The organism is Rhodococcus sp. NPDC057014, assembly GCF_042673295.1.
Classification (GTDB): Bacteria; Actinomycetota; Actinomycetes; order Mycobacteriales; family Mycobacteriaceae; genus Rhodococcus_F.
On the sequence record NZ_JBHUSF010000016.1, the window covers coordinates 26,881 to 52,905 of the forward strand.

Annotated in this window: 24 protein-coding genes; 19 read left to right on the forward strand and 5 right to left on the reverse strand. The window is 66.6% G+C overall.

Annotated elements, in window-relative coordinates:
* The first annotated feature begins 29 nt into the window (after positions 1 to 29).
* The 12 genes from ACFTZB_RS05600 (at position 30) to ACFTZB_RS05655 (ending at position 13,082) form a co-directional block, all read left to right on the forward strand.
* A complete protein-coding gene (locus tag ACFTZB_RS05600) occupies positions 30 to 1,694 on the forward strand; it encodes an AMP-dependent synthetase/ligase (RefSeq protein WP_378430492.1) in 1,665 nt (554 codons plus the stop codon).
* A gap of 383 nt (positions 1,695 to 2,077) precedes the next feature.
* Complete coding sequence (locus ACFTZB_RS05605) at positions 2,078 to 3,199, forward strand: LLM class flavin-dependent oxidoreductase (protein WP_378430493.1); 1,122 nt, start codon at positions 2,078 to 2,080, stop codon at positions 3,197 to 3,199.
* 213 nt (positions 3,200 to 3,412) lie between these two features.
* Positions 3,413 to 4,162: a glucose 1-dehydrogenase gene (locus tag ACFTZB_RS05610; protein WP_378430494.1), complete on the forward strand. Its 750-nt coding sequence runs from the start codon at positions 3,413 to 3,415 to the stop codon at positions 4,160 to 4,162.
* Positions 4,163 to 4,341: 179 nt separating this feature from the next.
* Positions 4,342 to 4,638 carry a putative quinol monooxygenase gene (locus ACFTZB_RS05615; protein WP_378430495.1) on the forward strand — a complete coding sequence of 99 codons (297 nt, stop codon included), beginning with the start codon at positions 4,342 to 4,344 and terminating at the stop codon, positions 4,636 to 4,638.
* A 249-nt stretch (positions 4,639 to 4,887) separates the two neighbouring features.
* Entirely contained in the window at positions 4,888 to 5,709 is an 822-nt protein-coding gene (locus ACFTZB_RS05620; protein WP_378430496.1) for an enoyl-CoA hydratase-related protein, read from the forward strand.
* A gap of 73 nt (positions 5,710 to 5,782) precedes the next feature.
* The gene (locus tag ACFTZB_RS05625) at positions 5,783 to 6,964 is read left to right on the forward strand and encodes an acyl-CoA dehydrogenase family protein (RefSeq protein ID WP_378430497.1); all 1,182 of its coding nucleotides are present in this window, start codon (positions 5,783 to 5,785) and stop codon (positions 6,962 to 6,964) included.
* Between the two features lie 8 nt (positions 6,965 to 6,972).
* Positions 6,973 to 8,025, forward strand: coding sequence for an acyl-CoA dehydrogenase family protein (locus ACFTZB_RS05630; RefSeq protein ID WP_378430498.1), 1,053 nt, complete (start codon positions 6,973 to 6,975; stop codon positions 8,023 to 8,025).
* A gap of 232 nt (positions 8,026 to 8,257) precedes the next feature.
* Positions 8,258 to 9,451 carry a thiolase family protein gene (locus ACFTZB_RS05635; RefSeq protein WP_378430499.1) on the forward strand — a complete coding sequence of 398 codons (1,194 nt, stop codon included), beginning with the start codon at positions 8,258 to 8,260 and terminating at the stop codon, positions 9,449 to 9,451.
* A 40-nt stretch (positions 9,452 to 9,491) separates the two neighbouring features.
* Positions 9,492 to 10,253, forward strand: a complete 762-nt coding sequence (locus ACFTZB_RS05640; protein ID WP_378430500.1) for a 3-hydroxyacyl-CoA dehydrogenase — start codon at positions 9,492 to 9,494, stop codon at positions 10,251 to 10,253.
* 10 nt (positions 10,254 to 10,263) lie between these two features.
* Complete coding sequence (locus ACFTZB_RS05645) at positions 10,264 to 10,905, forward strand: TetR/AcrR family transcriptional regulator (protein WP_378430501.1); 642 nt, start codon at positions 10,264 to 10,266, stop codon at positions 10,903 to 10,905.
* 25 nt (positions 10,906 to 10,930) lie between these two features.
* Positions 10,931 to 11,920, forward strand: coding sequence for an NAD(P)H-dependent flavin oxidoreductase (locus ACFTZB_RS05650; RefSeq protein ID WP_378430502.1), 990 nt, complete (start codon positions 10,931 to 10,933; stop codon positions 11,918 to 11,920).
* 10 nt (positions 11,921 to 11,930) lie between these two features.
* The gene (locus ACFTZB_RS05655; protein ID WP_378430503.1) at positions 11,931 to 13,082 is read left to right on the forward strand and encodes an acyl-CoA dehydrogenase family protein; all 1,152 of its coding nucleotides are present in this window, start codon (positions 11,931 to 11,933) and stop codon (positions 13,080 to 13,082) included.
* 66 nt (positions 13,083 to 13,148) lie between these two features.
* Here ACFTZB_RS05655 and ACFTZB_RS05660 read toward each other — a convergent pair whose 3' ends face one another.
* The 3 genes from ACFTZB_RS05660 to ACFTZB_RS05670 are packed head-to-tail and all read right to left on the reverse strand — an operon-like array spanning position 13,149 to position 15,431.
* Positions 13,149 to 14,126, reverse strand: coding sequence for an NAD(P)H-dependent flavin oxidoreductase (locus tag ACFTZB_RS05660; protein ID WP_378430504.1), 978 nt, complete (start codon positions 14,124 to 14,126; stop codon positions 13,149 to 13,151).
* Between the two features lie 46 nt (positions 14,127 to 14,172).
* Complete coding sequence (locus ACFTZB_RS05665) at positions 14,173 to 14,577, reverse strand: nuclear transport factor 2 family protein (protein ID WP_378430505.1); 405 nt, start codon at positions 14,575 to 14,577, stop codon at positions 14,173 to 14,175.
* Positions 14,574 to 15,431: a crotonase/enoyl-CoA hydratase family protein gene (locus ACFTZB_RS05670; protein WP_378430506.1), complete on the reverse strand. Its 858-nt coding sequence runs from the start codon at positions 15,429 to 15,431 to the stop codon at positions 14,574 to 14,576. Before ACFTZB_RS05670 ends, ACFTZB_RS05665 begins: the two co-directional genes overlap by 4 nt.
* Positions 15,432 to 15,540: 109 nt before the next feature.
* Between ACFTZB_RS05670 and ACFTZB_RS05675 the strand changes: the two genes are divergently transcribed.
* The 4 genes from ACFTZB_RS05675 to ACFTZB_RS05690 all read left to right on the forward strand — a co-directional run bounded on the left by ACFTZB_RS05675 (position 15,541) and on the right by ACFTZB_RS05690 (position 18,970).
* Positions 15,541 to 16,146, forward strand: a complete 606-nt coding sequence (locus tag ACFTZB_RS05675) for a TetR/AcrR family transcriptional regulator (RefSeq protein ID WP_378430507.1) — start codon at positions 15,541 to 15,543, stop codon at positions 16,144 to 16,146.
* 4 nt (positions 16,147 to 16,150) lie between these two features.
* Positions 16,151 to 17,152 (forward strand): YihY/virulence factor BrkB family protein, encoded by a 1,002-nt coding sequence (locus ACFTZB_RS05680; protein ID WP_378430508.1) that lies wholly within the window; start codon positions 16,151 to 16,153, stop codon positions 17,150 to 17,152.
* The gene (locus ACFTZB_RS05685; RefSeq protein WP_378430509.1) at positions 17,149 to 17,511 is read left to right on the forward strand and encodes a PH domain-containing protein; all 363 of its coding nucleotides are present in this window, start codon (positions 17,149 to 17,151) and stop codon (positions 17,509 to 17,511) included. The genes ACFTZB_RS05680 and ACFTZB_RS05685 overlap by 4 nt, the downstream gene beginning before the upstream one ends.
* Positions 17,512 to 17,722: 211 nt before the next feature.
* Positions 17,723 to 18,970 carry an MFS transporter gene (locus ACFTZB_RS05690; protein ID WP_378430510.1) on the forward strand — a complete coding sequence of 416 codons (1,248 nt, stop codon included), beginning with the start codon at positions 17,723 to 17,725 and terminating at the stop codon, positions 18,968 to 18,970.
* A gap of 4 nt (positions 18,971 to 18,974) precedes the next feature.
* On the opposite strand, the gene ACFTZB_RS05695 is transcribed toward ACFTZB_RS05690, so the two are convergent.
* Positions 18,975 to 20,519, reverse strand: coding sequence for an acyl-CoA synthetase (locus ACFTZB_RS05695; protein ID WP_378430511.1), 1,545 nt, complete (start codon positions 20,517 to 20,519; stop codon positions 18,975 to 18,977).
* A 48-nt stretch (positions 20,520 to 20,567) separates the two neighbouring features.
* The gene (locus tag ACFTZB_RS05700) at positions 20,568 to 21,881 is read right to left on the reverse strand and encodes an MFS transporter (RefSeq protein ID WP_378430512.1); all 1,314 of its coding nucleotides are present in this window, start codon (positions 21,879 to 21,881) and stop codon (positions 20,568 to 20,570) included.
* A 216-nt stretch (positions 21,882 to 22,097) separates the two neighbouring features.
* On the opposite strand from ACFTZB_RS05700, the gene ACFTZB_RS05705 reads away from it, so the two are divergent.
* From ACFTZB_RS05705 to ACFTZB_RS05715, 3 genes are read left to right on the forward strand one after another with little or no spacing between them, the layout of a single operon-like run.
* A complete protein-coding gene (locus ACFTZB_RS05705; RefSeq protein ID WP_378430513.1) occupies positions 22,098 to 23,183 on the forward strand; it encodes a phosphotransferase family protein in 1,086 nt (361 codons plus the stop codon).
* Positions 23,184 to 23,218: 35 nt separating this feature from the next.
* Positions 23,219 to 24,448 (forward strand): acyl-CoA dehydrogenase family protein, encoded by a 1,230-nt coding sequence (locus ACFTZB_RS05710; RefSeq protein ID WP_378430514.1) that lies wholly within the window; start codon positions 23,219 to 23,221, stop codon positions 24,446 to 24,448.
* Entirely contained in the window at positions 24,445 to 26,019 is a 1,575-nt protein-coding gene (locus ACFTZB_RS05715) for an acyl-CoA synthetase (protein ID WP_378430515.1), read from the forward strand. The genes ACFTZB_RS05710 and ACFTZB_RS05715 overlap by 4 nt, the downstream gene beginning before the upstream one ends.
* Positions 26,020 to 26,025 lie beyond the last annotated feature (6 nt).

Genomic DNA, 26,025 nt, shown 5'->3' on the forward strand with positions numbered 1-26,025 from the left:
ACGGCCACGGACAGGGAAGGGAATAGTACATGCGGACATCAGGACAATCACTGCTCGACATCAGCCGCGCGCCAGGACTTGACGCCGCTAACCTCTGCGAGGCGTTTCAGGTCACGACCTCTCGCCACGGAGACCTCACCGCCCTGCGTACCCCGGGCGGTAGCGCACTGACATGGGCGGAGTACGCGCATCGCGTCGAACGACTGGCCGGCGGACTGTCCGAACTGGGTGTCGGCGCCGGTGACACCGTTGGCCTGATGCTGGCGAATCGGCCGGAGTTCAATCTCGTTGACACCGCGTTGTTGCATCTCGGCGCGATCGCCTTCAGTATCTACAATTCGTCGGCGCCCGAACAGATCGAGTATCTGTTCTCACATTCCCGCAATCGGGTGGTCATCACCGAGCGGCGATTCGAGGCCTTGATTCGGGCGGTCGCCGCCCCTGGCGTGGAACACATCATCGTGGTCGAAGACGGGCTGCCCGAGGCCGAGCACCCCGACTTCGAGGCAGCGTGGCGCGCCGTAGGGGCGGACGACGTCGCGTCACTGATCTACACGTCCGGCACCACCGGTTCACCGAAGGCCGTTCAACTGACCCACCGCAACATCATGTGCGCGTTGGACTCTTACGCGCAGGCAGTCCCCCTGCGCCCAACGGGCAGGCTCGTCTCGTATCTGCCGGCCGCGCACCTCTCCGACCGGTTCGCGGTGCACTACTCGTCGCTGGTCACCGGGTCGTCGATCACTGCCGTCGACGATCCCAACAACGTTCTCGCCGGGCTGGTCGATGCACGCCCGACATCCTGGCTCGGTGTGCCGCGCATATGGGAGAAGTTCAAGGCCGCGCTGGAAGCAAAAGGGATAACCGACCCGTCCGTCCTCTCCCCGGAGGAAAGGACGGCTGCTCGCGCGCACATCGGTTTGGATCAGCTCGACTACGGCGGATCCGGGGGCGCGCCAATACCTCCAGGTGTGATCGGCTATTTCACGGCGCTGGACTTGCCGATCCTCGAAGGGTGGGCAATGTCTGAGAACACCTGCGCCGGAACGATGAACTCCCTCGGTGACAGGCGCACCGGAACGGTAGGGAAGGCGATGCCGGGAGTGGAGTTGAAGCTTGCCGACGACGGCGAGCTGCTGCAGCGCGGGCCCACCGTGACACCCGGCTACCTGAACGACCCGATCCGTACCGCCGAGGCGATTGATGAGGACGGATGGCTCCACACTGGCGATATCGCGGAAATCGATGCCGACGGTTTCGTCCGGATCGTGGACCGGAAAAAGGAGCTGATCATCAACTCCGCCGGCAAAAACATGTCACCCGCCAACATCGAGAAGGTCCTCAAGGATGCCAGTCCCCTCATCGGTCAGGCTGTCGCCATCGGCGATGCCCGTCGCTACGTCACGGCGCTGATCGTCCTGGACCCAGACGGTGCGGCTGCATATGCACGCTCGATGGGGCTAGCCGACTCGTCCCCGTCGGCATTGGCGACCGAACCCGCTGTACACGAACTCGTCACGGCTGCCGTCGAAACAGCGAATGCGAGGCTCAGCCGCGTCGAGCAGGTCAAACGCTTCACGATACTTCCGACCGATTGGGTATCGAACGGGGACGAACTGACCCCGACGGGCAAACTCCGCCGCCGTCAAATCGCCGAAAAGTACTCCACCGAGATCGAAGGTCTTTACACCTGAGCCAAGCGAGGGTGCCGATGACAGGCGGGTACATATCGCAGACCGCCCCACCCGGACGTTCCACGTTCCCCGGCTAGCTCGTACTGGGTCAACGCGCAGTTCTACCTGAAGATTGGCACGTTCGCGTCTGGATCTCCGGTTACAACTGCTTCGCAGCGCATTGCGGCGCGCGCCCAAAGGGGCGGCACTGTGCGCACGATCGAACTGCAGGAATCGATCGTTGACACCCATCATTATATTGGGTAGAAAGTAATCTGCATCACATAACGCGCACCGCCCACCCTCCTTCGGCGCATAGACCCGCGCTGCGCCGAGACTGCGCTACCCACATTCCACCGTCAGATTCGATCGAACTGACGAACCGAAAGAAAGAGGTCGACAAGATGGAGTTCGGTTTCTTCGTTCAGGGCTACGTCCCTGCGTCCGAGCAACGGTCCGATCCCGGCGCCGAACATCGCGTCATCCGTGAGGATCTCGAGCTGTGCGTCGCCGCCGACGCCGGGGGATTCAAGTACGCGTGGATGCCTGAGCACCACTTCACCGACGAGTACTCGCACATGTCTGCCAACGACGTGTTCCTCGGGGCGTTAACCGCCCGCACCGAACGAATGCACCTCGGGTCGGGCATCTTCAACCCGTTGCCGCGGTTCAACCACCCGGCAGCCCTCGCGGAACGCGCAGCCATGCTCGACCACCTGTCCAACGGCCGATTCGAATTCGGTACCGGACGCGGGTCCGGCAGTCAGGAAGTGGTCGGATTCTATCCGGAGTTCGAGAACGCCAACAACACCCGTGAAATCTGGGAAGAGACGATCGGCGAGTTCGCGAAGATGTGGACCCAGGAGGTCTACGAAGGCTTCTCCGGCAAGCATTGGTCGATGGATGCCCGTCCGATCCTCCCCAAGCCGTACAGCAAGCCTCACCCTCCGATGTGGTATGCCGCCGGAAACCCGTCCAGCTTCGAGATGGCCGGCCGTATGGGGCTGGGCGTCCTCGGCTTTGCGGTCGAAGGCATCGGCCCTGCAGTGAAGGCGGTCGAGGTGTACAAGAAGGCCATCGTGGACGCTGAGCCGGTCGGATCGTACGTCAACGACAACGTCCTGGCCGGTGTCCTCGCCTGTTTCATCGACGAGGACCGTGATGCCGCACGCCGCGCCTTCTTCGACAGCAACCATTCCTACCTCGTTGGCAACGCAATGCGGTACCACGACCAGGCACCGAAGCCGCCCGGATTCCCTGAGTGGCCGCAGATTCCGCCGAACCCGGATGAGGCGACGCTGGATATGATGATCGAAATGGGTGCTGCAATCGTCGGGGACCCCGACGACGTCCTCGCCCAGGTCAAGCGGTTCGAAGAAACTGGTATCGACCAGCTCATGATCGGCCGCGGCGCGAACACCTTCGAGGGGACGAAGAAGATGATCGACCTCGTCGGCGCCCACGTCATTCCGAAGCTCGACACCGACCCGGTCCACCGCACCACGCACCACCGCAACAAGGCCTGATCCCGAAGTGGTGCGATCACCCGCGTGATCGCACCACCGAGGATCTGCATCGCACGAGCCGTCGGACACGTGCGATGACGGGTGTGACGTCATGCAAAGAGGACTATTCCTTTGTAAGCCGAAACATTCCGAACAGAAGTCACGAAACTCCGAGTTGAGCGGCTTTGCCGAGAACGACCTAGACGCAACTCACACTATTAGTCTGGAGAGAAGATGCCTCGATTGCAGGGCAAAGTCGCCCTTATCACCGGAGCAGCTGTGGGCATGGGGGCAGCTCACGCACGACTGTTCGTCTCCGAGGGCGCGCAGGTTGTCATTTCCGACATCAACGCCATCGATGGAGAAAAACTGGCCGAAGAACTCGGAAGCAATGCGATCTACCTCAAGCACGACGTGACAGACCCCCAGTCGTGGGAGTCGGTGCTCGATCAGGCACAGGCGGCATTCGGTCCGGTCACCGTGCTGGTTAACAACGCAGGGCTGCCCGGCCCGAATGTCACAACTACCGACCTCGAGGATGCTGACTACCACAGCACGGTCGCCGTCGACGAACACGGAGTCTTTTACGGCATGCGTGCCGCCCTCCCGCGAATGATCGCGGCTGGTGGCGGCTCTATCGTGAACATCTCGTCGGTGGCGGGATTCGCTCACGTGCCCGGCACGCCGAACGTGGCATACACCGCTGCCAAATTCGCGGTCCGCGGCATGACGAAAGCGACTGCTGTTGAGTACGCCTCGCAGGGGGTGCGGGTGAATTCGATCCACCCCGGTGGAGTTATCACCCCCATGCTTGCGGCGGCGCTTGACGAAGCCACTCAGGCGGCGATCGCCGTGTCCGTGCCAATCGGCCGACTGGCCGACCCCGGCGAGATCTCCTACGCAGCGCTCTTCCTTGCAAGCGACGAATCTTCCTATGTCACGGGCACAGAACTCGTCGTCGACGGCGGAATGCTGGCGCATTAACCGCCTAGTCCGTCGATAAGAAAGCAGATCACTGTAGGTGCGGGCGGGGCGCCGGGTGCCCTGCACCTACACCGCCGACCCGGTACGGGAAGACGCGTACTCCACCCACCCGAACCGATCCCGAATCAACCGATGCGATGGAAAGGCCGTCGCAACGGACTTACCCAAAGGAACGATAGATGAGTACTGTGAATCTGGTTGCGATCTTCGAAGCAAAGCCCGAGGCGGCCGACGACGTGCGCACCGCGTTGTCCCCGGTGATCTCGGCCACCCGCGCCGAGGAAGGATGCGTCAACTACACGATCTCTGAGTCGCAGGCGTCGCCGGGAAGTTTCATCGTCGTCGAGACCTGGAATAGCCAGGAAGACCTGAACCGGCACGCTCGAGCACCTCATATGAAGGCCGCGATCGAGGCGATCGGTAGCCATCTCGCGGCGAAGCCGGTGATTCACCCGCTTCGTGCCATCGACGTCTGACACGGCGCCACGCAGCTTCGCGGACAAACCAGGCGTACTCGTTCGAATGGCACAGGCTGTGATCCCGCCCAGGACCAGAGCGGATACCTCCACTCGCCGAGAAACGCCCCTCCGCTTCGGGCGATGCCGCCGTGGCGCGCCCGACAACAACTGGTCATCGGCACACACAAGGCGCCGACAACCGATTCGGGCCTCCCAGACGCGGGACCGTAAAGGACAACAATGTCGTACAAGACGATCACCTACGACGTGGCCGATCAGGTCGCCACGATCACACTGAACAGACCCGCTGCCCGAAACGGATTCACGCTCTCGATGGCAGATGAGTTGGGTGCGGCGATGCGGACCGCGGACGCCGATAGCGGCGTCGGAGCCGTGGTTCTCACGGGCGCCGGAGCGAACTTCTGCGTCGGTATGGACATGACCGAGGGCGAGTCCGGTACCGAAGACCACACCGCACCGGATTGGGTCGAACCGGCAGCACGCGTAGCCCGTCCGATGTACCGGATGAACAAACCAGTGATCGCCGCGATCCGTGGCGCCGCCATCGGAGTCGGATCAACCATGATCTTGCCGGCAGACTTTCGGATCTGCTCTCGTGACGCACGATTCGGTTACGTCTTCGCGCGACGCGGGCTCTTCCCCGAAGGCGGGTCGCTATGGTTCCTCCCACGCATCGTCGGCCTGGGCACCGCCAAGGACTGGATGATCACCGGTCGCATCATCGACGCCACAGAAGCCTTGGCAGCGGGCCTTGTCACAGCCGTCTACGAAACGGACGACCTCCTCCGCAAGGCCTACGAACTGGCGCGGGAATTGATCGCGACGACGGCGCCTGTCTCGGTTGCGGTCATCCGCCGGGCGCTTGTCGAGATGACAACCATGCAGACCCCAGATGCCGCGTTCGCGCTCGACGCCAAACTCATCTCGCATGCCTTCAGCAGCGCGGACAGTGTCGAGGGCATCTCGTCGTTCCTAGAGAGGCGCGCGCCCCAGTTCACCGGTCGGACCGACTCGGACCTGCCCGGTTTCCTGCCCTGGGCTTCGGGAGCGGCGGTCTCGTCCGGGTAACTGACTCGTCCTTCTTGGTCCGCTTCCGAACGACCTGACCTTTGCTCGTCACGCACAACTGAGGATTCTGGTAATGGATTTTCGCGACACTCCTGATGAAGCCGTCTTTCGCGCAGAATTGCGAACGTGGCTGACGAACAATGTGCCCACAGGCACAGGTACCAGCGAGGCTGCTGCCGACACGGACTTGGAATCGGTCCGCCACAACTGGAATCGCACACTTCACGAGGCGGGCTATGCGGGGCTGACGTGGCCTCGCGAGTATGGAGGGCAGGGTCTTGCCCCTACCTACCAAGCAATCTTCCATGAGGAGACTGCTGCGGCCGACGCGCCCGCCTCCAACAACTATGTCGGCCTCAATATTGCCGGGCCGACGATCATCGCGTGGGGTAACGACGAGCAGAAGCGGCGGTTCCTCCCTCCCCTGCTGTCCGGTGACGAGATCTGGTGCCAAGGCTTCTCCGAACCTGGCAGTGGCTCGGATCTCGCCGGGGCACGCACGAAAGCGGTTCTGGACGGAAGCAGCTGGATTGTCAACGGGCAGAAGGTGTGGTCATCGTTTGCGCACTTGGCGCGGTGGTGTGTCCTTCTCGTGCGCACCGACCCCAGCGCATCCAAGCACGCGGGCCTGTCCTATTTGCTCGTCGATATGCACTCCCCCGGTGTCGAGGTTCGCCCACTTCGGCAATTGACCGGTGAGTCCGAGTTCAATGAGATCTTCTTCACCGATGTCCGCGTCCCACGTGAGTCGATTCTGGGCGCCCCCGGGGATGGGTGGAAGGTCGCCATGACGACACTCGAGCACGAGCGCGGGACCGCCTCATTCGCTCTGGCCGCCTGGCTTCAAAGAAACCTCTCACGCCTGATCGATCTCGCTCACGAAAGGGGACGGGATGGAACAATCCCGGCCGACGACCCGCTGATCCGGGATGCCATCGCGCACGAGTGGGTGAGCTACCAGGCACTCCGATTCACCAACTACCGTTCGATGACGACCATTCTCAAGACCGGCTCACCCGGTCCAGAATCATCGGTGACCAAGCTCGCATGGTCCGAGGCGAACCAACGGCTCACCAAACTCGCCCGCAGCATCCAGGGCGCTGACGGTTCACTCGATGGACCCGACGCGGTGTGGGACGGGTTCTGGCAGTACGAACAGCTGCGAAGCCGCGGGAACACGATCGAGGGCGGGACCTCGGAGATCTTGCGCAACATCATTGCCGAACGAGTCCTCGACTTGCCCCGAAGCCGCTAAGGAAAATCATGGATTTCGCACTCTCTGACGAACACAGGCTCTTGGCTGACTCGGCGCAGCAGTTTCTGACCCAAAAGTATCCACTCGACGGGGTCCCCTCGATCGTGGATGACGAGCCCGGCTGGGATCCGAGCGCGTGGTCGCAGATTGCCGACCTCGGCTGGCTCGACGACGAACTGACTCTCCTCGATCATGCCCTTCTTGTCGAAGAAGCCGGAGCTGTCTTGTTGGCCGCGCCGTTGTATTCGACGCTCGCGTTGACCTGGGCGGCCCGCACCCCTCGATCGCAGTCAACAGCCGAGAGCGGACCCCTCGCCTCGACTCTGGCCTGGGCTGAAACCGGGCTTCCATACGCGATCACCGGCACCGACGGATATCACACTTCGCTAGACCCGGCGGGACGAGTCACCGGCCGCAAGGTCCTTGTTCCGGATGCAGACAAAGTGGACGAATTGGTCGTTGTTGCAGTTGGATCCGCCGGGCCGGTGCTCTGTCAGGTCCGGGCCTCGGACACAATCGTTCGTAGACGGGCGACCAGTGACCGATCTCGGAGCATGGCCGAAGTCGAGTTCCGAGACGTACCGTCCACCACTTTGGTGGAGCCGGAGGGGGTCGTCCGAGCGCTGACGCAGACCCAACACCGCGCGTCGGTCCTCGCCGCGGCGGAGTCGCTGGGAGTCGGAAGGGCGGCTCTGAAGTTGGGGGTGAACCACGCCAGGGAACGCGTGCAGTTCGGCAAGCCGATCGGCACGTATCAAGCGGTGTCCCATCGGCTGGCGGATTCGTATGTGAGCCTTGAACTCGCCCGGTCGCTGACCTACTGGGCGGCAGGCTGTGTCGAATCGGATGACCCGTCTGCCGGAGCAGCCTGTGCTGCGGCAAAAACCGCCGCCGCGACCGCTGCAGTGGAGGCATGCGAGAGCGCTATCCAGGTGTCGGGCGGCACGGGGATCACGTGGGAGCACATACTGCATCGACTTTACAAACGCGCGCAATGGCTGGAGTCCTTCGAGGCCGGCAGTGGTGAGCTACACGCCCGCATCGCTCACCACATTCTCTGAGAGCAGAGACTGCATCCGCAGGTAGGTGACACCAGTTGCCGACGCCTGCGTCATCGAAGGCCGAGGTGGCTTGCTATCGATCGACGGTCCCTCGAACCGCCGCACCATGCACTACCGCGATAGTTCGGCTAGGCAGGAACTGTGAATGTGGTCTCGACCCGTCGAGGTGCATATCCGCGGTTACGCAAACCCCGCCCGACAAGGGTCATCCACCGACCAGAGAGGTCATCCCATGAGTAGAGCCGTGATCGTGGACGTAGTCCGCCTCGCCTCCGGCAAGGGCAAACCTGGCGGTGCGCTGTCGGGTACGCACCCGGTGGAACTGCTCGCGCACGTGCTGCGCACCATCGTCGAACGGAACGGCATCGACCCCGTGCTGGTCGACGACGTCATCGGCGGCTGTGTCGGCCAGGCCGGCGAGCAGGCCCTCAACATCACCCGGACCGCGGTGCTGTCGGCCGGGTTCCCGGATTCGGTTCCGGCGACCACCGTCGACCGCCAGTGCGGCTCGAGCCAGCAGGCGGCGCACTTCGCGGCGCAGGGCGTGATCGCCGGCGCCTACGACATCGTGATTGCCGCGGGTGTCGAGTCGATGTCGCGGGTTCCGATGGGCACGACCACCATCGGGCAGGACGCGTCCGGCCCCGGCATCGCCGCCCGCTACCCGGAAGGTCTTGTCAACCAGGGCATTTCCGCGGAACTGATCGCCGCCAAGTGGAAGTTCGACCGCGACACCCTCGACAGTTTCTCGGCGCAGTCGCATCAGCGTGCCGCCGACGCCGCGTCGAAGGGGTTGTTCGCCAAGGAGATCATCCCGATCGACGTGACCAACGCTGCCGGGGAGACGGTCACGCACACCGTCGACGAGACGGTGCGCGCCACGACCACCGCCGAGGGCCTGTCCGGGCTGAAGTCGTCGTTCTACTCGGAGAAGTACGCGGCCCGGTTCCCCGAGGCGCAGTGGCACATCACCCCGGGCAACTCGTCGCCGCTGACCGACGGTGCGTCCGCGGCACTGATCATGAGCGAGGAGATGGCGTCGAAGCTGGGTCTGACCCCGCGGGCACGGTTCCACTCGTTCGCCGTCGCCGGTGACGACCCGGTGTTCATGCTCACCGCGCCGATCCCGGCGACGAAGAAGATCCTCGCCAAGTCGGGGCTGAGCATCGACGACATCGACGCCTACGAGGTCAACGAGGCGTTCGCGCCGGTGCCGCTGGCATGGGCGCACGAGTTCGGTGCCGACCCGGCCAAGCTCAACCCGTGGGGCGGCGCCATCTCGCTCGGGCACGCGCTCGGATCTTCGGGCACCCGCCTGCTGAGCACCCTCGTCAACAACCTCGAGGCGACCGGCGGACGCTACGGCCTGCAGACCATGTGCGAGGGCGCGGGCATGGCCAACGCCACCATCATCGAACGCATCTGACCCACACCCCCCCGAAAACCCTGCTTCCGAAAGGTAAGACATGATCGTCAACGACAGCGTCGCACTCGTCACCGGCGGTGCCTCCGGCCTCGGCCTCGCCACCACCAAGGCACTGCTCGCCGACGGCGCCAGCGTCGTCATCATCGACCTGCCCTCCTCCGACGGTGAGACCGTCGCCAAGGAACTCGGCGACCGCGTGCGTTTCGCCGCCGGCGACGTCACCAGCGAGGCCGACGTATCCGCTGCACTCGACGTCGCGGAGTCGCTCGGACCGCTGCGCGTCGCCGTGAACTGCGCCGGCATCGGCAACGCCGTCAAGACGGTGGGCAAGAACGGCGCGTTCCCGCTGGCCGACTTCACCAAGGTCGTCACCGTCAACCTGATCGGCACGTTCAACGTGATCCGTCTTGCCGCCGAACGTATCTCGAAGAACGAGCCGATCGACGGCGAGCGCGGTGTCATCATCAACACCGCCTCCGTCGCCGCGTACGAGGGCCAGATCGGTCAGGCCGCGTACTCCGCGTCCAAGGGCGGCGTCGTCGGCATGACGCTGCCGATCGCCCGCGACCTCGCCTCGCTGCTGATCCGCGTCAACACGATCGCTCCCGGCCTGTTCAAGACGCCGCTGCTCGGGTCCCTGCCGGAGGCTGCGCAGCAGTCGCTCGGTGGCCAGGTGCCGCACCCCTCGCGTCTCGGCGACCCGTCGGAGTACGGCGCCCTCGCCGCGCACATCCTGTCGAACCCGATGCTCAACGGTGAGACCATCCGTCTCGACGGCGCCATCCGCATGGCACCGCGCTGATCGGCGACCTGTGACTCTGCGCGAGGACGGGCCCGCCACCGCCGAGACGGTGTACGCCGACTGGCGGACCTTCGAGGCCCTGACGCTGACGCCCATCCTCGAGCAGGCACTGGATCTGTTCAACGAGAACGGTTACCACGGCACGACGGTGCGGCAGATCGCCCGTCGTGTCGGGGTGACCGTTCCCGCCCTGTACTACCACCACGAGAGCAAGGAAGCCGTTCTCGTGGCCCTGTTCGAACTGCAGATGCGCGAACTGAACGAACGCGCCGAGGCAGCCGCCCGCGAGGCCGGCGACGACGTGCTGGCGCAATTCGCCAACGTCGTCGAGGCCATCGTCCTGTACATGACGTACCGGGTGCGGCACGTCTCCCTCGACACCGAGTTGCGGCACGTCTCCGCCGACAGCCGCAGTCGCTACGCCGCGACCCGCAAGCGGCTCGAACTGATGATGGTCGACCTCGTCGCCGACGGCGTCGCCCGCGGCGTGTTCCACAGCGGCGACGTCCCCGAGACCGTGCGCGCTCTCCTCGGGATGTTCCAGTCGATTCCGCGGTGGTATCAGCTCGGCGGAGCACTGACTCCCGAGCAGGTCGCCGGCCGCTACGTCGACATCGCTCTCCACACCGTCGGGTATCTCCCCGCCCACTGAACCGTTTCCCCAGAGGAGCCGTGCCATGCTCTCCACCGCATTCACCAAGACCTTCGGCGTCCGCCACCCGATCGTGCAGGGCGGTATGCAGTGGGTCGGTCGCGCCGAACTCGTCGCCGCCGTCGCCAACGCCGGCGCGCTCGGTCTGCTGACCGCACTGACCCAGCCGACCCCGGACGACCTCGCGAAGGAGATCGCCCGCACCCGCGAACTCACCGACCAGCCCTTCGGCGTGAACCTGACGATCCTGCCGGCGATCACGCCGCCGCCGTACGAGGAGTACAGGCAGGTCATCATCGAGTCCGGCATCAAGATCGTCGAGACGGCCGGCTCCAACCCCGCCCCGCACCTGCCCGACTTCCACGCCGCAGGCGTGAAGGTGCTGCACAAGTGCACCAGCGTGCGGCACGCGATCAAGGCCCAGGACAGCGGCGTCGACGGCATCAGCATCGACGGCTTCGAATGCGCCGGCCACCCCGGCGAGGACGACATCCCCGGGCTCGTGCTCATCGCGGCCGCCGCCGAACAGATCACCATCCCGATGGTCGCGTCGGGCGGATTCGCGGACGGGCGTGGGCTGGTTGCCGCCCTCGCGCTCGGCGCCGACGGGATCAACATGGGCACCCGCTTCATGTGCACCGCCGAATCGCCGATCCACCAGAACATCAAGGAAGCGATCGTCGCCGCCAAGGAGACCGACACCGAGTTGATCTTCCGTCCGCTGCGCAACACCGCCCGCGTCGCGAGCAACACCGTGAGCCGGGAGGTCGTCGAGATCCTCGACCGCGGAGGCAAATTCGAGGACGTTCGGGAGCTCGTCGCCGGCGCCCGCGGGCGCACCGTGTTCGAGAACGGCGACCCCGAGGCGGGCATCTGGACCGCAGGCACCGTCCAGGGCATCATCCACGACATCCCGACCGCCGGTGAACTCGTCGAACGCATCGTCGCCGAGGCGGAGGCGCTGATCGCGGAACGCCTCGCCGGCCTGTCGGCCCCCGTCAGCGCCAGATCGTAGGAGAGAAGTCATGCAGCGCACCATCTTCGAGAAGGATCACGAAGCGTACCGGGAGACGGTGCGCGAGTTCCTCGCCCGCGAGATCGAACCGAACTACGAACAGTGGGAAGCCGACCGGCTGATCGACCGCTCGGCGTGGCTGGCCGCCGGAAAGTCGGGGATCGTCGGTCTCGCCGTGCCGGAGGAGTTCGGCGGCTCCGGTGTCACCGACTTCCGATTCCGGTACGTCGTCGCGGAGGAGATCGCTCGCACCGCGACGACGTCGTTCGGTTCGGGGCTGGCGCTCCAGGACGACATCGCCATTCCGTACATCGCGAATCTCGGCACGCACGAGCAGAAGCAGCGGTGGCTGCCAGGCATGGCCGCGGGCGAACTGATCGGTGCGATCGCGATGACCGAGCCGGGCACCGGAAGCGACCTGCAGGGCATCAAGACCACCGCGGTGCGGGACGGCGACGACTGGGTGATCAACGGTCAGAAGACGTTCATCACCAACGGTATTCACTCCGACGTCGTCATCGTCGTCGCCCGAACCGACCCGAACGCCGGCTCCAAGGGTTTCTCGCTCCTGGTCGTGGAGCGGGGCATGCCCGGCTTCAGCCGGGGCCGCAAACTGCACAAGGTCGGCCTGGCCGGACAGGACACCGCCGAACTCGTGTTCGAGGACGTGCGGGTTCCCGCGGCGAACCTGCTCGGGACCGAAGGTCGCGGCTTCGTCCACCTCATGGAAAACCTGCCCCTCGAACGTATCTCGATCGCCGTCAACGCGATCACCGTCGCGAAGGCCGCCTATCGGTGGACCCGGGACTACGTGTTCGAGCGCAAGGCGTTCGGCAAGCCGATCGGGGATCTGCAGAACACCCGGTTCGCGCTGGCGGAGATGCTCACCGAGATCGAGGTGACCGAATCGCACATCGACCGGTGCGTCCTCGCCCTGAACGCCGGCGAACTCACCGCCGTCGACGCGGCGAAGGGCAAGTGGTGGGCCAGTGAACTGCAGAAGCGGGTCGTCGACCGCTGCGTCCAGTTGCACGGCGGCTACGGCTACATGATGGAGTACCCCATCGGCCGCGCGTACGTCGACAGCCGGATCCAGACGATCTACGGCGGAACCACCGAGATCATGAAGGAAATCATCGGTCGCGACATCGCGGCGGGGTAGGCGCGAAGCGCCCGTGCGTGGTTGACGAGTCTCTGGACTCCTTAACCGCGCACGGGCGCGGAGCGCCTATCCCAGGCGGGCCCTCGCGTCGGCGTACTCACGGCCGAGGCGTTCGACGATCTGCGCTGCCGGGACGACGGCGTCGACGGCGCCGATGCCCTGCCCGGCGCCCCAGATGTCGCGCCAGGGCTTGGCTTCGGGCTTCGCGGTGGTGTCGGCGTCCTCACCGACGCCGAAGTTCATGGCGGACGGGTCGGAGACGGCGAGGTTGTTCGGGTCGAGGCCGGCGGCTTCGATGCTGCCGCGCAGGTAGTTGCCGTGCACGCCGGTGAACAGGTTGGAGTAGACGATGTCGGAGGCGGTGGAGTCGACGATCATCTGCTTGTAACCCTGATCGGCGTTGGCCTCTTCGGTGGCGATGAACGCGGAGCCGACGTAGGCGAGGTCGGCGCCGGCGGCTTGCGCGGCGAGGACCGAGCGGCCGTGGGCGATGGAGCCCGACAGCAGGAGCGGTCCGTCGAACCATTCGCGGATCTCCTGGATCAGCGCGAACGGCGACAGCGTTCCCGCGTGTCCGCCCGCGCCGGCGGCGACGGCGATGAGGCCGTCGGCACCCTTCTCCACGGCCTTCTTGGCGAACTTGTTGTTGATGACGTCGTGGAGGACGATGCCGCCGTAGCTGTGGATGGCATCGTTGACGTCGGCGCGGGCGCCGAGGGAGGTGATGACGATCGGGACCTCGAATTCGACGATGGTGGCGAGGTCTTCGTCGAGGCGGTCGTTGCTCTTGTGGACGATGAGGTTGACCGCGTACGGCGCGGAGGGTGTTTCGGGGTTGTTGGCGTCGTGTTTGGCGAGTTCCTCGGTGATGCGGGTGAGCCATTCGCGCAGCACGGGCTGCGGGCGGGCGTTGAGGGAGGGGAAGGACCCGACGACGCCGGAGGTGGATTGGGCGATCACCAGGTCGGGACCGGAGACGATGAACATCGGCGAGGCCACCACGGGCAGGCGGAGCCGGTCTTGCAGGATGGGGGGCAGGCTCATGAATTTCTCCTTCGTGCAGTGATGAGTGATGCAGTGGTGCAGGGTTTTACGACTGGGACAGCTGGGCGGCCATCAGCGGGATGAGCGCCTGCAGGCCCTTGACGGGCCGAACCATCACCTTGAACGACGTGATCTGCTCGCGGTCGTTCCAGTGGATCAGGTCGATGCCGTTGACATGGATGCCGTCGAGTTCGGTGGCGAATTCCAGGACCGCGGAACGGTCGCCGTACCACTCCTCGACGTACCGGAAGCCGGTGCCGTCGAAGACGGTCAGGGCGGCGCCGAGGTAGGCCAGGACCTTCGGCTTCCCCTCCTGCGGCGTGAATACCGCGGGGGAGGAGAACACGGCGTCGTCGGCGACCAGGGCGTCGAGAGCGGCGAGGTCGCGGTGTTCGACGACGTGATGCCAGCGGTCGACGACGCCGGGCCGGGGCGGCTGTGCGGCGGTCATCCGCGGAACGCCGGCGTCGGAAGGTCTTCGCCGAACACGTCCGGAAGGTCGTCGCGGACGCTGTCGGGGAACACGGCGGGCCGCTTCTCGAGGAACGCGGAAATGCCCTCCCGGGCGTCCGGCCCGATGCCGCGGATGTTGATGCCGCGGGTTTCGACGCGGTGCGCGATCATCGGATGCTCGGCGCCGAGCGCCCGCCACATCATCTGCCGGGACAGCGCCACCGACACCGGGGCGGAGTGCTCGGTGAGGCTCCGGGCCAGCGCGTAGGCCTCGCCGAGCAGGGACTCGCGCGGATACAGCTTGTACACGAGGCCGGCGTCGTGGGCTTCCGTCGCGGGGAACACCCGGCCGGAGTACACCCAGTCCAGGGCCGTCTGCAGGGGGACGAGGCGCGGGAGGAACCACGTCGAGCAGGATTCGGGCACGATGCCGCGGCGGTTGAACACGAATCCGATGCGGGCGTCGTCGGCGGCGAGACGGAAGTCGGCGGCGAGGGTCATCGTGATGCCGACGCCCACGGCGGGACCGTTGATCGCGGCGATGATCGGCTTGCGGGATTCGAACATCCGGAGCACCACCCGGCCGCCGCCGTCGCGGCGGGCGTCGGCACCCTCGTCCTCGTCCTGCCAGTCGTCGAACGTGGCGGCACCGGCGGACAGGTCGGCGCCCGCGCAGAACGCTCGTCCGGCTCCGGTGAGCACGATCGCCCGGACCGTGTCGTCCGCGTCGAGCAGGTCGTATGCGGCGATCAGCTCGTTCTCCATCGTGGTGGTGAATGCGTTGAGCTGGTCGGGCCGGTTCAGGGTGATCGTCGCGATGCCGTCGGCGACGGCGAGTCCGATGTGATCCATCGCACCAGCATGACACCGCTACCGAACGATCGCTAGAGCAGAATCTGTGACGGGACCCACTACTCTGGTGAGGTCGTGTGACGATCGGAGCGGGGACGGAGTACCAGGGATGTGCGCTGCAAAGGTGGCCGCTGCGAGCACGGGAACCGGGCGGCAGGTGATCCTCGATTCCGCGGTCGCCAACATGAACGAACGCGGCTATCACGGCACGTCCATGCGCGACATCGCGCGCGGCGCCGACATCACCGTCGCGTCGATCTACCACCACTTCGCGTCGAAGCAGGAGATCCTGCAGGACATCATGGTGCGCGCACTGCACGACGCCATCGCGATGACCCGCGGCGCGCTGCTGCGTTCGGGCGGCGCCCCCGCCGACCAGTTGCAGGCCCTGATGCGGGCGTGGGTCATGTTCCACACCACCCGGCAGCGGGACGCGATGGTCGGTGCCACCGAGATCCGCAGCCTCGACGACCCGGGCCGCCGCCTCGTCGTGGCCCTCCGCGACGAACAGGAGCACCTGTTCCGCGACGTCATCGAGCGGGGTGTCGAAGAGGGCGACTTCGCGACCGAATACCCGCGGGACGCGGTTCGCGGCATCATCAACATGGGCCAGTCGGTGTGCACGTGGTGGCACGCCGACGGACCCCTGAAACCCGAAGAACTCGCCGAGCGCTACGCGGACCTCGCCCTCGCGATGGTGAAACCGGCCGTCTGATCGCATGAAATTCGCCCGAAGACTCGACGCCCTCCAGCAGCGGTATCCGGCGATGGGCTTCCCGATCGCCGTCACCTACAAGTTCCTCGACGACCAGGGCGTGTACCTCGCGGCGTTGATCGCCTACTACGGGTTCATCTCGCTGTTTCCCCTCCTGCTGCTGCTGTCCACGGTGCTCGGGTTCGTGCTGTCCGGGCATCCCGAACTGCAGCAGGACATCATCGACTCGGCGCTCAGCCAGTTCCCCGTCATCGGAGCCGACCTGGCCGACCCGCACCGGATCGGCGGCGGAGTGACCGGCCTGGTGATCGGCCTGGTCGGAGCCCTCTACGGCGGCCTCGGCGTGGCGCTGGCCTGCCAGAACGCCATGAACACGGCGTGGTCGGTGCCCCGCAACATGCGTCCCGACCCGATCCGCGGACGGCTGCGCGGTCTGCTGCTGCTCGGCACCATCGGGCTCGCAATCCTGGGGACGGCCGCGGTCGCCGGGATCGGTGCCGCGACGCACCTGTCCGGTTCGTTCGCCGTGCTGCTGATGCTCGCCGCGATCGCGATCAACTCGGTGATCTTCGTCCTCGCGTTCCGGCTCGCCACCGCCCGCCCGCTGTCCGTCGCCGACGTGGCCCCGGGCGCCGTCGCGGCGGCCGTGCTGTGGCAGGTGCTGCAGTCGTTCGGTGCGTACTACGTGAGCAAGGTGGTGAGCAGCGCGTCCGTGACGAACGGGGTGTTCGCCGTCGTGCTGGGACTGCTGGCGTTCCTCTTCCTCGCCGCCGCGGCCGTCGTGGTGTGCGTGGAGATCAACGTCGTCCGCGTCGACAGGCTGCATCCGCGGGCGCTACTCGTGCCGTTCACCGACAAGGCGGAACTCGCGGACGGCGACAAGCGGACGTTCACCGACCAGGCGAAGGCGCAACGGGCCGTCCCGCACGAGGGAATTCACGTCACCTTCGACGAACTTTCTGAGACCATGGACGAGTCTGCACCGACGTCGAAGGAGGAGCCGTGACCGATCCGATCTTCGACAAGTCGGAACAGCTGAAGCAGGTTCAGCAGGGGATCTTGCCCGGTGAGACGATCATCGCCGTGTACGACTGCATCGGCGCGGGCACCGGCTTCCTCGCGATCACGAACCTGCGCGTCGTGATCCAGGACAAGAGTTTCGTCGGCAAGCGCACCGCGATCACGTCCATCCCGTACAGGAACATCCGGTCCGTGTCGTTCCTGAGCAACAAGTCGTGGGCCGGCCAGTTCTTCTCCTCGAGCAGCATCGCCGTCGACGTCGCCGACACCACGTACGAGGCCGATTTCCGCGGCATGGACAAGGCCCATCACGTGCACACGGTGATCCTGCAGCACATCACGTGACGTAGGTCGCTCCGGCCCGGTGCGCCGGGCCCACGTCTCATCCGCGGGCCCGGTGAGTGGAATCACGCCCGCGCCGATTGTTAATTCGCTTGCGGCCTCGCCCATACTGGTACGAGCCGGTTTGCCACGATCTCGGCCCGGTCCATCCTCAGGCGAGTCCATTGGACGTGCTCGCCGATCCTACGATCAGCCCGACGGGAGTCTTGCTGCCATGACGCCGCCTGCAGTTCACCTCACCGAACCTGCGGTCACCGCTCGTCCGTCTCTGCGTCCGCGGATTCCGTCACCGAGTCGTCGGGGCGCGATGCTCGCGCTCGCCCTCGGCGGGTTCGGTATCGGCACAACGGAATTCGCGTCCATGGGTCTGCTCCCGGCGATGGCTTCCGCGACCGGGGTGTCGGAGCCGGTGGCCGGGCACTTCGTGTCCGCGTACGCGCTCGGTGTCGTCGTCGGGGCGCCCGTCATCGCGGCACTGGCCGCCCGCGTGGAGCGGCGCACGCTGCTCATCGCGCTGATGGGCACGTTCGTGATCGGCAATCTCGCGACCACGCTCGCCCCCGGATACGAAACACTGCTCGCCGCCCGATTCCTCGCCGGGCTGCCGCACGGCGCGTACTTCGGCGTCGCGGCGCTCGTCGCCGCGCACCTCGCGGAACCGGGCAAGCGCGCCAAGGCGGTCGCGACCGTGATGATGGGGCTGTCCGTCGCCAACGTGATCGGGGTGCCCGCGACGGCGTTCTTCGGCCAGATCCTCGGCTGGCGGTCGGCGTTCGCGTTCGTGGTGCTCATCGGAATCGTGACGCTGGTGGCACTGGCGCGTCTCGTCCCGTCGCTGGCCGGGGTGCACGTGAGCAACCCGGTGGCCGAACTCGGGGCGCTGCGCCGGGGACAGGTGTGGATGACGCTGATCTTCGCGACGGTCGGGTTCGGTGGCTCCTTCGCGGTGTACACGTACATCAGTTCGACGCTCACCGACGTGTCCGGGTTGCCGCACTCGATGGTGCCGGTGGCGTTGATGCTGTTCGGTTCGGGGATGATCCTCGGCAACGTCGTGGGTGGGCGCGTCGCCGACAACGCGGTGGTGCCGGGTCTGTTCGGATGCATGATCGCGCTGATCTGCGTCCTCGCCCTGTTCGTCGCCGCCGCACACAACCCGGTGACGGCGCTGATCGTGCTGTTCTTCATCGGCATGGCGGTGACGTCGATCTTCCCGGCCGTCCAATCGCGGCTGATGGACGCGGCGGGTGACGCGAAGACGCTCGCGTCGACGCTGATCCACGGCGCGTTCAACCTCGCCAATGCGGGTGGTGCGTGGATCGGTGGCGTCGTGATCGCCGCCGGATACGGCTACACCGCCCCGGCCGCCGTCGGCGCCCTGCTCGGTGTCGCGGGACTGATCGTCCTCACGATCGCCGTCCTCCTCGACCGCCGGCGCCGGAGCGAACCGGTCGCCGGCTGACGGTTCAGGCGGGGGCCCCGGCGGCGTAGCGATCTCGTAGCGTGCCCTTGACGAGCTTCCCCGTGGGGGTGCGGGGGAGGTCGTCGCTGAAGACGAGGTTCCGCGGGACCTTGAACCGGGCGAGCCGTCCCCGCACGTGGTCGAGGAGTTCCCCGGCCAGCGCGTCGTCCCCGGTCACCCCCGGAACGGTCTGGACGACGGCCAGCACCGATTCGCCCATCTCTTCGTCCGGGATCCCGATCACCGCGACGTCGAGGACGGCCGCGTGCTCGGTGAGGGTGTTCTCGATCTCCTGCGGATAGATGTTGACGCCGCCGGAGATGATCATGAACGACTTCCGGTCGGTGAGGAACAGATACCCGTCCTCGTCGAGGTAGCCGACGTCGCCGGTGGTGGTCCACGTCGGGTGCTGCGGGTGCTGGGCGTCGCGCGTCTTCTCGGGGGCGTTGTGATATTCGAACGGCACGGTGTCCCGCTCGAAGTAGAGGGTGCCCACCTCACACGGTGCGAGGTCGGCGCCGTCGTCTCCGCAGATGTGGGCGACGCCGAGCGCGGCGCGGCCGACCGTGCCGGGCCTGCGGAGCCATTCCTCCGAATTCACCAGGGTCATGCCGTTGAGTTCGGTGGACGAGTAGTACTCCGACAGGATCGGACCCCACCAGTCGATCATCTGCCGTTTCACGTCCACCGGGCACGGGGCGGCGGCGTGCACGGCGACGCGCAGGCTGGAGACGTCGTACTTCTCCCGGGTCTCCGCGGGCAGCTTCAGCATGCGGACGAACATCGTGGGCACCCACTGGCTGTACGTGACGCGGTACTGCTCGATGTACGCGAGCGCCTTCTCGGCGTCGAAGCGGTCCATCACGACGACGGTGCCGCCGAGGGCCTGCACCGACGCGCAGGTGCGCAGCGGTGCGGCGTGGTACAGCGGGGCGGGGGACAGGTACACCGTGTCCGGCGTGACTCCCCACACCGTCGCGTTCATCCCGGTCATGGTGTCGCCCGGGTCCTGGATCTGCCGTGCCGGCAACTCCGGTTTGATGCCCTTCGGGCGGCCGGTGGTGCCGGAGGAGTACAGCATGTCCGCTCCGCGCGGCTGGTCGGGCAGCGGAACGTCGGACTCCGCGGCCGCGGCCGCGTCGAGGGAGGCGTAGCCGGGAATCGTTCCCCCGAACGCCAGTCGGTGCTCGACACCGGGGGTGAGCGCGGGAAGTTCACCGGTGACCGCGTCGAGTGCGGCGTCGACGATCAGCGCCCTGGCACCGCAATCGTCGACGACATACGCGATCTCCGGCGGCGTGAGATGCCAGTTCACCATGGTGAGGTAGAGCCCGGAACGCATGGCGGCCCAATAGATGTCGAAGATGGCGGGGGTGTTCGTGGCCAGAACCGCGACGTGATCCCCGCGGCGCAGGCCGACGGCGTGCAGGTGGCGGGCGATGCGGACCGAGCGGGACTCGAGTTCGGCGAAGGTGACCGTCTGCCCGGTGCCGGCCATGATCACGGCCGGCTTGTCGGGTGTGGTGGCAGCATGAGCGCCGGGATACATGGTTACTCCAATTCGTGGTGGATCTCGGGTGGTGAATCCGCCTCGGCGTCAGCCGAGTTGCTCCTGCGCGACCTTGGACCGGCGTGCCACGCCGGCCACCGAGATCAGTCCGATGACCGCCGCCACGATCACGAAGACGGCGGGGGAGAGGATGTTTCCGGTCTTCTCCACGAGCCAGACGGCGACGAACGGGGCGGTGCCACCGGCGATGACGACACCGAGGTTCCAGCCCATCGCGACACCGGTGAAGCGGACGTCCTTGTCGAACAGCAGCGGCATGAGCGTGTACGAGCCGACCTGGGCTCCGATGGTGTTGACCATGATCAGCAGATAGGCGATCGCGGCGATCCACAGGCTGTGGTGCATGACGGCCATGGCGGGGTAGGTGACGATCGCGAATCCGGCGAAGCTGATCACGGTGAACCGCAACCGTCCGATGCGGTCGGCGAGGATGCCGCCGAGCGGCATCGCGAGTGCGACGACGCCGATGACCGCGGTCGCGATCCAGTAGACCGGGGTGCGTTCGTAGCCGAGGCTCTTCATCAGATGGATGCTCATGTAGGTGAGGCCGATGTACGCGGTTCCGTTGCACGCCAGACTGATTCCGACCGACTGCAGGAGGGCGAGCGGCTGACGCCGGAAGACGGCGACGACGGGCGCCTGGGCCGGGCCGGAATCGGCGTCCTCGCCGTGGGTTTCCTCGACCCGGGTACGGGCCCACAGGCAGAGCAGCGTCAGCGGCAGCGCGAGCAGGAACGGCACCCGCCATCCCCAGCTCTCGAGTTGCACGTCGGTGGTGAACGCCGACACCGTGCCCGCGACCGCGGCGGCCATCGCGAACCCCATCGTGGAGCCGAGCGGGGTGAACGCGCCGTAGGTGGCCTTGAGGTGACGGGGCGCCGATTCGGAGATGAAGGTGGCCGAGCCGCCGACCTCGCCGCCGGCCGAGAACCCCTGGACCATCCGGACGACGACGAGCAGCACCGTGGCCCAGATCCCGGCCTGCGCGTGGGTGGGCAGGAATCCCATCGCCATGCTGCCGAGGCCCATACAGACGAGCGTCGCGAGGAGGGCCTTCTTCCGCCCGAACCGGTCACCGATGTGCCCGAACACGATGCCGCCGAGCGGACGCATGAGGTAGGCGGTGCCGAACACGGCGAGCGCGGACAGCAGCGCGGTGGCCGGGTCGCTGCTGGGGAAGAACAGTGGGGCCATCACGATCGCGAGGTAGCCGTACAGGCTGAAGTCGTAGTACTCGATGAGGGTGCCCACGCCGCCTGCGATCGCGGCGCGGCGCGCTCGGACGCGGTCTTCGGCCCGCCACTCGGTGGTGGCGGCAGTCCCGGTCAACTGGTCCGTCATGGGTGTCCTGACCTTTCGAGGCGGATGAGACGTGCATCACTTCCGGGAGATCATGCCAACTGAACGATCGCTTGGCAAGCGCTTCGATTCGTGGTGCTCTCGGATGCTAACTGCAGGATATGAGGATATTGACTTCCGACGCTCGTTCGGCTGATGATGGGAACTGGCCGAACGAGCGTTTGGCTGACGATCGAAGGACTCGAAAGGACGCAGCGGATGACGACGTCCCACGCCGAAGCGGACACCCACGAGGACCGGGAGGATTCGGCAGGCGTCGATCTCACGGCCCTCGCCCACTACCTCGACGGCGCGCTCGACGGCGGCGTGAGCGGCGACCTCGCCGTGTCGCTCATCAGCGGCGGCCGCTCCAACCCCACCTACCGGGTCGCCGACGCCGACCGGACTTGGGTGCTGCGGCGTCCCCCGTACGGGCACGTCCTGCCGAGCGCCCACGACATGAAACGTGAGTTCACCGTGATCCGGGGGCTGGCCGGAACCGCCGTTCCGGTGCCCGACGCGGTGCTCCTGTGCGAGGACGCGGACGTGCTCGGCGCGTCGTTCTACCTCATGGAACTGGTGGACGGCATGCCCGTCGGGACGGTCGAGCAGGCGTCCGCACTCACCCCCGGCGAGCGCCGCCGGCTCGGGCTGGACCTGGCCGATACCCTCGCCGCGCTCCACGACGTCGACCCGGACGCGGTCGGGCTCGGCTCGTTCGGACGCCCCGACGGCTACCTGGAACGCCAACTCGACCGGTGGTCCCGGCAATGGGAGGCCTCGCGCGCCGCCGATCGCCCCGAGGTGGCCGTGCTGCTCGACAAGCTGCGCCGCGCGCTGCCCACCTCGCAGTTCCCGGGCATCGTCCACGGCGACGTCAAACTCGACAACGTGCTCGCGTCCCGCGGCGACGCCGGGAAGATCGTCGCCGTCCTGGACTGGGAGATGGCCACCCTCGGCGACACCCTCGCCGACGTCGGGATCATGCTGAGCTTCTGGGACCAGCCCGGCGCGGTCGACAACCCGGTGACCAAGGGTCTCGCCCGACTCGACGGATTCCCCACCCGCGCCGAACTTCTCGACCGCTACGCCGGCCGGCGCGGCATCGAGATCCCCGACATCGACTGGTACACGGTGTTCGCCGACTTCAAGATCGCCGTCATCCTCGAGGGCATCAACGCCCGGCACGCGCAAGGCGACACCGTCGGTGGGGGTTTCGACGACGTCGGCGACATGGTCGGCCCGCTGTTGCAGCGCGCGCTCGACCTCGCCGCGGCGTCGCCCGTGTCCGAGCTTCGCCGCTGACCGCGGCATCACCGAAATAGATTGGAGCCACGGAAGTGGAATTCGAGTACAGCCCGAAAGTCGTGGAACTGCAAGCGAAGCTGACGAAGTTCCTGCAGGAGCGGGTGCTGCCCGCCGAGGCAATCGCCGAGGAACAGCTCGCGTCCAAACCGGACCACTGGGGTGCGCCGCCGATCGTGGCCGACCTGAAGGCCGCCGCCAAACGCGAGGGCCTGTGGAACCTCTTCCTCCCCGCCCGCGAGGGTGCGGGCCTGACCAACCTCGAATACGCGCCGCTCGCCGAACTCACCGGCTGGAGCCCGCTGATCGCCCCCGAGGCGGTCAACTGCAACCCGCCGGACACCGGCAACATGGAACTGCTGCACCTCTACGGCACCGACGAGCAGAAGCAGCAGTGGCTCGCCCCGCTGCTCGACGGCGAATTCCGCTCGTGCTTCTCGATGACCGAACCGGACGTCGCGAGTTCGGACGCCAACAACGTCCGCCTCGAGATCGCCGACGACGGCGACAACTGGGTGCTGACCGGACGCAAGTGGTGGTCCACCGCGGCGCTGCGCGACGACTGCCGGGTGGCCATGGTCATGGGCGTCACCGACCCCGACGCCCCGATCGGCAACCGGCACAGCATCGTTCTCGTCCCGATGGACACGCCCGGCCTGACCATCGCGCGGTCCACCACCGTGCTCGGTTTCACCGACCGCCACGAGGGCGGCCACGGCGAGGTCGTCTTCGACAAGGTCCGCGTCCCCAAGGCGAACCTCCTCGGTCCGCGCGGCAAGGGCTTCGCCGTCGCGCAGGCCCGGCTCGGTCCGGGGCGCATCCACCACTGCATGCGACTGATCGGGATGGCCGAGCGGGCCATCGCGCTGATGACCGAACGCGCCCGCACCCGCGTCGCGTTCGGCAAGCCCCTCGCGGACGAGGGCGTCGTGCAGGCGACCGTCGCGGACGCCCGCATCCACCTCGACGCCGCCCGGTTGCTGGTGCTGCGGGCCGCCTGGCGGATGGACGTCGAGGGCACCAAGGCGGCACGTCACGACATCGCCGCCGCCAAGGTGATGGTCCCGCTGACCGTCAAGCGGATCGTCGACGACGCGATGCAGATCTTCGGCGGAGCCGGCCTGTCGCAGGACACCATCCTGCCGGTGCTCTACGCGCAGGCCCGGTTCCTGCAGATCGCCGACGGTCCCGACCAGGTGCACCGCCGCTCTCTCGCCCGCGCCGAATTCGCCGCCACCCCGGTATTGAAAGAAGTCCGCGGGTGACCGAGGACAGGACGCGCGCCCGGCAGCAGAGCATCGGCGACATCCCGCGTCGTTCCGCGGCGCGCTTCCCGGACAAGCTCGCCGTGGTGCACCGTGACGTCCGGCTCACGTTCGCCGAATTCGACGCCGTGATCGACCGGGTCGCGGCGGCCCTGCACGCCGAGGGGCTGACGCCGGGCGACCGGCTGGCGTTGCTGTCGCACAACTGCTGGCAGTACCCGGTGCTGAACTTCGCGACCGCCCGGCTCGGGGTGGTCCTCGTCCCGATCAACTTCATGCTCACCGGCGGGGAGATCGGGTACATCCTCGACGACTGCGACGCCGACGCGTTCGTCGTCGAGGACGCGCTGGTACCCGTCGCCGAGACGGCGCTCGCGGAGTCGAAGGGAAGCGTCCGGGTGCGGGCGGCGATCCCACTGGCCGGGGCGGGGGTTCCGGACGGGTGGGTCTCGACGGCCGGCTGGACGGTCGGCGAATTCGCCTCGCCACCCGAGGTGTTCGTGGAGGACGACGACGTGGTCCGCATCATGTACACGTCGGGCACCGAATCGCGGCCGAAAGGCGCGATGCTCACCAGCCGGTCGCTGATGTGGCAGTACATCAGTTGCATCGTCACCGGCGGCATGAGCAGTGACGACGTGGAAGTGCACGCACTGCCGCTGTACCACTGCGCCCAGCTCGACAACTTCCTCAGCACCGACATCTACCTCGGCGCGACGAGCATCATCGTCGACGGACCCGACCCCCGGGTGCTGCTGCGCACCATCGAGACCGAGCGGGTGACCAACCTGTTCTGCCCGCCGACGGTGTGGATCTCGCTGCTGCAGTCGCCGGAGTTCGAGCACACCGACCTGCGGTCGCTGCGCAAGGGCTACTACGGTGCGTCGCCGTTGCCGGTGGAGATCCTGCGGGAGATGAACCGTCGCCTTCCGGGCATCCGGTTGTGGAACTTTTACGGGCAGACCGAGATGGCGTCGCTCGCCACGGCCCTCGGACCGGAAGATCAAGAGACGCGCGGCGGTTCGGCGGGGAAGCCCGCCCTCAACGTGGAGACGCGCATTGTGGACGACCGCAACCAGCCGGTGCCCGCGGGCGAGGTCGGCGAGATCGTGCACCGCAGCCCGCACGCCACCGTCGGCTACCTCGGGCAACCCGAGAAGACCGCGGAAGCGTTCGCGGGCGGCTGGTTCCACTCCGGCGACCTCGGCTACCTCGACGAGGACGGATACCTGTGGGTCGTCGACCGCAAGAAGGACATGATCAAGACCGGCGGCGAGAACGTCGCCACCCGCGAGGTCGAGGAAACACTGTACGAACTCGACGGCGTCGGTGAGGCCGCCGTCTTCGCGGTGCCGCACCCCCGGTGGATCGAAGCGGTCGCCGCCGTCGTGGTTCCGTCCGCCGGCGTCGAACTCGACGAGAAAGACGTCGTCGAGCACTGCCGCGCCCGGCTCGCCGGCTACAAGGTGCCCAAATACGTGATCGTCGCCGACTCCCTACCGAAGAACCCGAGCGGCAAGATCCTCAAGCGCGTCCTCCGAGACACGTTCGGTTCCATCGCCCAAGACTGAGCAGGA